Genomic DNA, 9,169 nt, shown 5'->3' on the forward strand with positions numbered 1-9,169 from the left:
CCCAAGGGGGGAGGGAACAAAACCAAAGCCAAACCTTCCGCACTCGCCCTACGATTGCACTCTGCCTCCTGCCGCGATAAGCTCGGGCTTCTCCCACTCTCCCCCGGCGGGCCTCTCCCATGAAACTCCACCCCGGCACGACCGTCATCGACCGCGGCCAGGTCGTCGTCGGCGACGGCACGCCGCCGATCCCGGACGCGGCCGTGCGGATCGACGACGGCCGCCTCACCTACGTCGGCCCCCGCGGCGGGCTGCCGCCGTCGCCCGGCGCGGCGCGCATCGACGCGAACGGCGGCACGATCCTGCCGGGGCTGGTCGAGGCGCACTTCCACCCGACGTACTTCAACGTCGCCGCGCTCGAAGATTTGGACATCAAGTACCCGGTCGAGTACGTCACGCTCCTCGCCGCGGCGAACGCGAAGCTCGCGCTCGAGTGCGGGTACACCGCGGCCCGCAGCGGCGGCAGCCTGTTCAACATCGACGTGTGGCTGAAGAAGGCCATCGAGAGCGACCTCTGCCCCGGCCCGCGGCTGGCGGCCAGCGGCCGCGAAATCTGCGGCGTCGGCGGCCTCATGGACTGGAACCCGGACTACCGCAAGATCGGCATGGACGGCCTCGTGCTGCTCGTCAACGGCCCGACGGAGGCGCGGGCGGCCGTCCGGAAGCTCGTCAAGGACGGCGTCGAGTGGGTGAAGACGTACCCGACCGGCGACGCCGCCGCCCCGGACGCGAACGACCACCACACGCTGTGCATGACGTTCGAGGAGATGCACGCGGTCGTCGCGACGGCCCACAACCACGGGCTGAAGGTGACCGGCCACTGCCGGGCGACGGAAGGGATCAAGAACGCCCTGCGGGCCGGGTACGACGCCGTCGAGCACGGCACGTTCATGGACGCCGAGGCGCTCGACCTGCTGCTGACCCGCGACGTGCCGGTCGTGCCCGCGCTCTACTTCGAGCTGGTGAGTGTGGAGCGGGGCAAGGAGTTCGGGCTGTCGCAGAAGGTCATCGACGGCCATCAGGAGACGCTCGACGGCGGGGCCGAGAGCGCGCGGAAAATTCTGCGGGCCGGCGGGCGGCTCGGGATGGGCGGCGACTACGGATTCGCGTGGAACCCGCACGGCGACTACGCGAAGGAGCTGTCGTTCTTCGTGAAGTACGTCGGGCTGACGCCGCTGGAGGTGCTGACGTGCGCCACGAAGACCGGGGCCGAGATCATGGGCCGGGCGGACGAGATCGGCACGCTGGAAGTGGGGAAGCTGGCGGACGTGCTGGTCGTGGACGGCGACGTGATCGCGGACATCTCGCTGTTGGAAGACCGGTCGCGGTTCATCGCGGTGGTGCAGGGCGGCGCGGTGAAGGCGGGGCGGGTTTCGTAGGGCGGGTCAAGGCTTTGCGCCGACCCGCCGCGCCCCCAGCCACCTCTTCGTTTCTCCCGTGTGGTCGCGACCCCCGGCGGGTCGGCGCAAAGCCTTGACCCGCCCTACAAGACATCACTTCAGCATCATCAACACCGCCACGGCCGTCGCCGTCGCGAACGTCGCGGCCACGGCCGCCGCCAGGATCAGCAGCGTCCACGTCGGCTGGCCGTTCTCGTGCTGGAGCGTGGACCGCGTCGGGACCACGATCGGCAGCGGCGGGGTCGCCGTCAGCCCCTGCCGCGGGCTGGGCGTGTCGTCCGGCCGCGGGCCGCGGGCCGGCGGCGTCGCCGGGCCGGTCGAACCCGCGTCCTCCATCAGGAAGTCGGAGAACGAAATCCGCGACACCGGCGGGATGCCCTGGGCGACGCCGCGGCGGGCCGGGGCCTCCGGGAAGAGCTGCCCGTCCGGCGGCGGCACGTCCTCCCGCGTCCACGGGGCCAGCGCCTTCACCACCTCGGCCGGCGTCTGGAACCGCTGGTCCGGGTTCTTCTTCAGCATCTTGTGCAGCACGTCCGCCAGCCCCTCCGGGATCTCCGGCCGCATGTCCCGGATCGGGACCGGCTCCCGCAGCTGCTGCCACATCAGTTTCTGGGCCGTCCGCCCGTCCGGGAACATCGGCCGGCCGGCGAGCAGGAAGTAGAGCGTCGCCCCGAGGCCGTAGATGTCCGCCCGGATGTCCACCCGCGAGCTGGCCACCGCTTGCTCCGGCGCGAGGTAGTCGGCCGTGCCGAGGATCGACTGGTCCACCTGGTCGGTCAGCCCGGACGAGTCGTAGGAGTCGCCCATCCGCACCAGGCCGAGGTCGAGCAACTTGATCGTGCCGTCGTGCGTGAGCAGCAGGTTCGCCGGCTTGATGTCCCGGTGGACGAGGCCGTGGTCGTGGATGTGCTGGAGGCCGACGGCGGCTTGCCGGACGTAGGCGGCCGCGTTCTTCCAGTCGAGAGCCTTCTTCGCCTTCACCATCTGCTGGAGGTTGATGCCGCCGGCGTACTCCATGATGAGGTAATAGACCGGGCCGTCCTTGCGGAGGTCGTGGACGCGGATGACGTTCGGGTGGTCCATTACGGCCGTGGCGCGGGCCTCGCGGAAGAACCGCTCGCGGGCCACCGTGTCGGTGGACGCGGACGCGGACAGCACCTTGAGCGCCACCAGCCGGTGCATGACGTTGTGCTCGGCCAGGTACACCTGCCCGGTGCCGCCGCCGCCGAGTTGGTCGAGGATGACGTAGTCGCCGAGGATGAACCCCTTGTACTTGCCGGCCTGGATGCGGTCGGCCTGGAACGGGGTGAGGAGCTTCCCCTCCACGAGCCGGTCGAGGACGGCGGCCGGGCCGTCGTCCGGCGTCAGCGCGGCGAGGGCGGCCTCCAGCCGGTCGGCCGGGACCAGCCCGCTCTTGCGGAGGTTGGTCAGCAGTTGGTCGGTCGTGGTCGGGGCCGGCATGGTGGGGACGCCAAATTCATTCACGGGGCGATACTCCGTTCCTGCCCCAGTGTAGAACACGGACGCGGGATCGGTCGGGCGTCGGACCGATTCGGGCGAATGAGCGGGTTACGGGGCGGTCAGCAGCGCCCAGAGGGTGAACCCGCCGAGGATTAGTACGACGAGCGCGACGACGGCCCAGCTCACGAGCCGCCCGCGGTCGGCGGCGGGCGGGAGCGGCCCGGCCTCGGCCGTCGCGCGGTCGAGCTGCGTCCGGAGCGTCTGCTCGTGGTCCGGTTGCGTCGTCCGCATCGCCTCGTCCAGGTCCACCGTCCCGCCGTCGGCCGGCGGGGCCGGCGTCCCCGGCGGCGGCTGCAGGTACTCGGGCAGGATGAGGTCCGTCTGGCTGTACTGGTCCGAGACGGTCGTGGTCATGTCGTCGAACAGCCGGTCCGGGAACCCGACCCGGCTCGCCCACGGGGCGAGGGCGGCGGCCGCGTCGTCCGCCGCCTGGAACCGGTCGTCCGGGTGCTTCGCGAGCATCCTGTGGACGACGGCCGCCAGGCCCGGCGGCAGGTCCGGCCGCACCGCCGTCAGCGGGTCCGGGTCGGCGGAGTAGAGCTTCAGGATTTTCGTCCGCACGTCCCCGTCCGGGAACGGCGGGCGGCCGGTCAGCAGGAAGTAGAGCGTCGCCCCGAGGCCGTAGATGTCCGCCCGCGCGTCCACCTGGGAGCTGTACGCCTGCTCCGGGGCGAGGTACTCGACCGTCCCGAGGATCATGTCGGTATCGACCTGCTTGGTCAGCGTCTCGCCGATCACGTGGACGATGCCGAGGTCGAGGACCTTCGCGACGCCGTGCTGGTCGACGAGGACGTTGGCCGGCTTCACGTCCCGGTGGACGAGGCCGGCGGCGGCGGCGTGGGCCAGCCCGAGGGCGATCTGCCGGCCGCACTCGGCGGCGTCGGCCGGCGTCAGCGGGCCGTTCCGGGCGACCGCCGCCTGCAGGCTGACCCCCTCGATGTGCTCCATCACCAGGTACGGCGGGTCGGCGTCCGGGAACACGTCGAACATGGCGACGATGTTCGGGTGGTCCAGCTTCGCCGCCGCCGTCGCCTCCCGGAGGAACCGCTCGCGGGCCAGCGGGGTGGACTCGGCGCTGGGGCGGAGGACCTTGATCGCCACCCGGCGGCCTAGCTCGGCGTGCTCGGCGAGGTAGATTTGCCCCATCCCGCCCTTGCCGATCCGCTCCAGGATGCGGTAGCTGCCGAGGATGAACCCGTGATGGCGGCCGTCCTGGAGCTGCTCCGCCTGGAACTTGGTCAGCAGGCCGTGGGCGACCATGCGGTCCAGGAGGTGGGTCGGCGTGAGTTCGGCCAGGGGCGCGGCATTCGCGCTCGACAGGAACCCCGTCAGCCGGTCCTCCGGCACGAGCTGGCTCTTGCGAACCAACGCGACCGTCGCATTCAGGGTAACCGGTTTCGACATACAACTCCCGCGGCAACAGCGGAGAGGCTGGGGACGGCGCGGACCGCGGGAAGTTTAGAACACGATTGCCGGGGAACCCGACGGAAAAGTCGGCGCGACCGGAATTTGTTCGCCACTTTTCACCCCGCCGCCTTGCCCCGTGTTCTAGGGTGTGGTCGGTAGCCGTTGACGACTACCGTTCCGTACCCGCGTCCGGGCCGGGGGCTCGACCGCCATGATGCTTCGCCGTTCCGCCGTCGCCCGCCGCACCGGGGTCGCCACCGTCGAGGCGGCCGTCGTGCTGTCCTTGCTCCTCGTGCCGGTCATCCTCGGCGTGTGGGAGGTCGGCCGGCTGGTGTACGCCCAGCAGGTGGTCATCAACGCCGCCCGCGAGGGGGCGCGGCTGGCCGCCCAGGGCCGGATCATCAACCGGCTCGGGACGCCGACGGAGATCACCTACGATTCCGGCACGCCGAACGTCAAGGAGACGGTGTACACGGCGGTCGTGACCGGCGGCCTGCCCGGCCTGCTCCGGACGGACGTGACGACGAAGTTCGGGTTCGACGGGGAGACGCCCAGCGCCAGCCCGTCCAAGCAGCCGTACCAGGGGCTGAAGAACGAGAAGTTCAAGGTGTACGTGTCGATCCCGTTCGACAAGGTCCGGTGGATCAGCCTGGGGCTGGTGAACCCGACGATCGTGGAGTACGAGGTCGATTGGCAGATGCTGGTGGACGACCCGTTCGTCGTCAACGCCAACCTCCCGAAGTGGTAACCCGCGGCCCCGCCCCGGAGACGAGATCATGATCCTGCGTTCCCCGTCGGCCCGCCGTCGCAGCGGGGCCACCGCCGTCGAGGCGGGCATCGTGCTGAGCGTGTTCCTGCTGTTCCTGTTCGGCATCTTCGAGTACTGCCGGTACTTGATGACGGTCGAGATCACGACGAACGCCGCCCGCGACGGGGCCCGGTACGCGTCCGTGAACGTCAACAAGCCGAGCAACTTCGACACCGTGGACTTCACGGACGGGGCGACGACGTACCGGAACATCACGACCCACGTGAACCTGCAGATGGCCGGCATCCAGAACGCGATCGACAACTACACGGTGGCCGTGTTCGCGTGCGACTCGGACAAGCTCGCCCTCGCCGTCCCGCGGGTCGAGCCGAAGTCCCCGGCCGTGGCGTGGAACAGCGCCCAGTTCGGCGAGCGGATCGCGGTGAAGATCACCGGCAAGTACAACACGCTCCTGCCGAACTTCCTGATGATGGGCGCGGAGATCGACATCAACGTGGCCGTCACGATGAACAGCGAAGGGTAACGTCGCCCGGCCGCGGCCGCCGCGGCCCGCCCGAACCGCCCGTCCCCCTCCCGCCCCCCCCGGCGGATACTTCCCGCACAGTCGGTCGTCCGGCGTACCGCCGGCGCGCCCCCGTGCCGCGCCGCGCTTCCGTCTCGAGAGGTGTTCCGATGCGTCTTGCTTACCAACGTCCGGCCCCCCGCCGCGGCAGTATCGTCCCGATGATGGCGGTGTGCGTCACCGTCCTGTTCGGGTTCGTCGCGCTGGCGATCGACCTCGGCATGGTCATCATCGCCCGGTCGGCGGCCCAGGACGCGGCCGACACGGCCGCCCTGTCCGGGGCGCGGGTGCTCGACGGCCGCGTCCCGGCGAACACGAACCCGGACGACTACGACAACCGGAAGGACGAGGCGAACGTCATCGCCCGCGCGTCGGTCAAGGCGAATAGCGTGATCAACAACAACATGCTGACGACGACGAGCCTGAACATCGGCATCTACGACTACGACACGGTCGCGCAGACGTTCCGGTTCGTGAACGGGCACGCGATGATCGACCCGGACAACCCGCCGCCGCCCGGCCAGGAGCCGCCGGCCGCGGTGAAGCCGGCCGGCAAGTCGTGGACGGCCGTGGAGGTGAACGTGGCGGCCCAGCAGCCGGCGTTCTTCTCCGGCGTGTTCGGCATCTCGTCCCTGCCGGCGTCGGCGCGGGCCGTCGCCGTCCACCGGCCGCGGGACGTGGCCCTCATCCTGGACATGTCCGGGTCGATGAAGTTCGCCAGCACCTACGCCTGGCCGCCGGGCACGGCCAGCTCGACCGGGACGGTGTCCGGGCTGCTCAACCCGGACCCGACGTACCCGCGGTTCGGGCACTACCAGCGGTACCCGACGACGACGCTGCCGAACGCCTTCATGCGGACGACCAACTTCATCGCCGGCACGCAGGAGGTGTTCTCCCCGACGAACATGACGACGGACGCGGACGTCGGCCCGGCCATCGTCCGGCAGTTCGTGTTCGCCTACGACGTGACGAACAACGCCACCCCGGCCAGCCCGGTCAACACCGTGTCGTCCGCCGGCGTGCTCCGCAACGCCTTCCACCGGTGGAACCCGCCGGGCATGAACCCGACGACGACGAGCGGGGAGTTCGGCCCGATGTCCCCCCCGACCGGGTGGAGCGGGTACAACGCGTTCGACCGGTCGAACACGAGCGGCCCGACGCCGGCCCCGGCCAGCTTCGCCACGCAGGAGGACGACGGCGCGATCAAGTACGTCGGCGACCGCTCCCCGCGGAAGGCCGGCCGCGTCCTGCGGGACGGCACGAGCTGGGACCCGGCGACGGCGACCGGGGCGGCGAAGACCGCCTGGGACGTGCTGTTCCCGAACACCGTGGCCGCCGCCCCGACGCTCTCGACCTCGACCCTGCGGACCGTGCAAGCCGTCCCCCGGCCGATCGGCCCGTTGGGGGTGTTGGACGCCCGCCTCCGGGCGCTCAGCCCGCTCAACGTCACGGCCCCGCGGGAGGGCGGCTCGACGTGGCAGAAGTTCGTGGACGGGGCGTGGGAGCAGGCGGGCTACGACCTCGACCTGGAAGCGTACAACGCCCAGTCCGGGGCGGCCACGCCCGGCACGTACCGGCCGGCCGTCGCCTCCCGCGGGCTGGACGCCAGCGGGACGTTCCCGACGAACGGCCGGTTCCACGGGTACTCGATGGGGCCGGCGTACTACGGCAAGACGTTCTTCGTGTGGCCGCCCGACCCGCGGTGGGGCAACCCGAACGGCGGCAGCCCGCTCGGCGGCGGCGTCCGCCCGGACAACGTGCTCGCGATCACCAACCCGACGAGCACCGACACCTCGCTCATGGTCAAGGATTCCAGCGGGAACTGGATTTGCGACTGGCGGCGGCGGTTCTTCCTCCGCAACGACAGCGCGAACACCGGCACCCCGTCGAGCGACCCGGTGAACACGACCCAGGGGGGGACGTGGAAGTACTTCCACCCGGAAGGGGACAACGACCCGGTCAACGCCGGCACGCAGAACGTCAACCTGGCGCTGCTCCGGGGGACGACCGGCCACACGCTCCGGGACACCGGGTACAAGATCAACTACCGGGCCGTGCTGGCGTGGATCAAGTCCGGCCCCCAAGTCCTCCCGCCGAACCTCCGGGCCGGGAAGGTCAAGTACTACGCGTCCATCCCGGACAACGTGGACAACGCCGGCAGCCCCGGCACGAACGAGCAGTACCTCGACCAGCGGTTCTGGCGGGAGTACATCGACTACGTGATGGGGTACAAGGGGAACCACACGAACTACGACGCCCAGTACATGCTGGCCGGGGTCGAGACGGCCGTCTGGGCCGGGGCCGCCGTGAGCATCAACGCGACGGCGAACGAGACGTACACGGCCGACCTGATCTCGTACACGAACCCGAAGCCGTACATGAACTACACGGACATCCCGAACCGCCCGCGGCTGCACTTCTGGTTCGGCCCGATGTCCATGCTGATGTTCATCTCCGGCCGGTACCAGGACGCGAACCTGCGGAACTGGAACGCCGGGTCGCTGGCCGAGGCGCAGACGTGGCAGCTCAAGGCCGGCGTCCGGTCGGCCCTGGACGACATCAAGAACAACCACCCCAACGACCTGGTCGGGACGACGTACTTCGCCGGGGCGGCCTACCAGACGATCCGCGCCCCGCTGAGCCAGGACTGGGAGAACTTGAAGAACGCCCTGTACTACCCGAAGAGCCTGCTGGCCGGCATCCGGGCCGGCGGGGCCGCCGCGAACAACGAGCTGCGGCCGTACAACAGCAGCTTCGGCAACGCCCTCGCCGGCAACGGGAGTTCCCAGGACGCCGACCTGCCGAACGGGAACGGCGGGACCGACCCGGTGTCCGGGTTCGCCACCGCGTTCAACCTGCTCAGCAGCGCCCCGTCCATCCCGGACCTCGGCGGGCTGGGCGTCGCCGGGGCCGGGACCGGCCGCCGCGGGGCGACGAAGATCGTCATCTTCGAGACGGACGGCGTGCCGAACACGTGGCGGAACTTCAACCTCACCCCGGCCGGGGCGAACTCGTACTACACGAAGACGACCACCACCGGCAGCGGGGCGAACGGGGACGCGAACTCGATCAACAAGGCGATGGACATCGTGGACCAGATCGTCGCCCCGACCACGTCCAACGGGTACAGCCTGGTGAACTCGCCCGCCCGCGTCTACCCGATCGCGTTCGGCGACCTGTTCAGCTCGACGAGCACGTACAAGGGGCAGGCGCTGACGTTCCTCCAAGACGTGGCCTACCACGGGCTGACCGGGGACAGCGCCGCCGCCCCGCTGCCGGACTACCAGATCATTACCGGCACGGCGAGCGAGCGGATCGAGAAGCTGCGGTCCAGCTTCGAGCGGATCCTCCAGAGCGGCGTGCAGGTCACGCTGATCGAGTAAACCCCGCCCGCGGGGGGGTCGCGGGGGGGGGGGGGGGCCCGCCCCCCCCCCCCCCCCGGGGGGGGTTGGGGCGGGGGGGGGGGGGGGGGGGTGTTTTAGACCCCAGAGAGAGTATAACCGCGCCCCC

The 9,169-nt window shown here is 70.4% G+C and carries 6 protein-coding genes; 4 read left to right on the forward strand and 2 right to left on the reverse strand.

The features are described 5' to 3' along the window. Nucleotides 1–119 precede the first annotated feature (119 nt). A complete protein-coding gene (locus AC5JJ2_RS27060; RefSeq protein WP_495861178.1) occupies nt 120–1,379 on the forward strand; it encodes a metal-dependent hydrolase family protein in 1,260 nt (419 codons plus the stop codon). A 114-nt stretch (nt 1,380–1,493) separates the two neighbouring features. Here the strand turns inward: AC5JJ2_RS27060 and AC5JJ2_RS27065 are convergent, their stop codons facing one another. Then, entirely contained in the window at nt 1,494–2,861 is a 1,368-nt protein-coding gene (locus tag AC5JJ2_RS27065; protein WP_495861179.1) for a serine/threonine protein kinase, read from the reverse strand. 108 nt (nt 2,862–2,969) lie between these two features. Further along, nucleotides 2,970–4,325, reverse strand: coding sequence for a serine/threonine-protein kinase (locus AC5JJ2_RS27070; protein WP_495861180.1), 1,356 nt, complete (start codon nt 4,323–4,325; stop codon nt 2,970–2,972). A 214-nt stretch (nt 4,326–4,539) separates the two neighbouring features. Here AC5JJ2_RS27070 and AC5JJ2_RS27075 point away from each other — a divergent pair, with 214 nt between their 5' ends. The 3 genes from AC5JJ2_RS27075 (at nt 4,540) to AC5JJ2_RS27085 (ending at nt 9,042) form a co-directional block, all read left to right on the forward strand. Further along, a complete protein-coding gene (locus AC5JJ2_RS27075; RefSeq protein WP_495861181.1) occupies nt 4,540–5,076 on the forward strand; it encodes a TadE family protein in 537 nt (178 codons plus the stop codon). Nucleotides 5,077–5,104: 28 nt separating this feature from the next. Next, nucleotides 5,105–5,620 (forward strand): TadE family protein, encoded by a 516-nt coding sequence (locus tag AC5JJ2_RS27080; RefSeq protein WP_495861182.1) that lies wholly within the window; start codon nt 5,105–5,107, stop codon nt 5,618–5,620. A gap of 149 nt (nt 5,621–5,769) precedes the next feature. Next, the gene (locus tag AC5JJ2_RS27085; protein WP_495861183.1) at nt 5,770–9,042 is read left to right on the forward strand and encodes a pilus assembly protein TadG-related protein; all 3,273 of its coding nucleotides are present in this window, start codon (nt 5,770–5,772) and stop codon (nt 9,040–9,042) included. Nucleotides 9,043–9,169 lie beyond the last annotated feature (127 nt).

This window comes from Limnoglobus sp. (genome assembly GCF_059499385.1).

What these genes read in the sequence shown, in the direction of transcription:
- AC5JJ2_RS27060 (WP_495861178.1), top strand. Translation starts at nt 120, where the DNA reads ATGAAACTCCACCCCGGCACGACCGTCATCGACCGCGGCCAGGTCGTC.
- AC5JJ2_RS27065 (WP_495861179.1), bottom strand. Translation starts at nt 2,861, where the DNA reads ATGCCGGCCCCGACCACGACCGACCAACTGCTGACCAACCTCCGCAAG.
- AC5JJ2_RS27070 (WP_495861180.1), bottom strand. Translation starts at nt 4,325, where the DNA reads ATGTCGAAACCGGTTACCCTGAATGCGACGGTCGCGTTGGTTCGCAAG.
- AC5JJ2_RS27075 (WP_495861181.1), top strand. Translation starts at nt 4,540, where the DNA reads ATGATGCTTCGCCGTTCCGCCGTCGCCCGCCGCACCGGGGTCGCCACC.
- AC5JJ2_RS27080 (WP_495861182.1), top strand. Translation starts at nt 5,105, where the DNA reads ATGATCCTGCGTTCCCCGTCGGCCCGCCGTCGCAGCGGGGCCACCGCC.
- AC5JJ2_RS27085 (WP_495861183.1), top strand. Translation starts at nt 5,770, where the DNA reads ATGCGTCTTGCTTACCAACGTCCGGCCCCCCGCCGCGGCAGTATCGTC.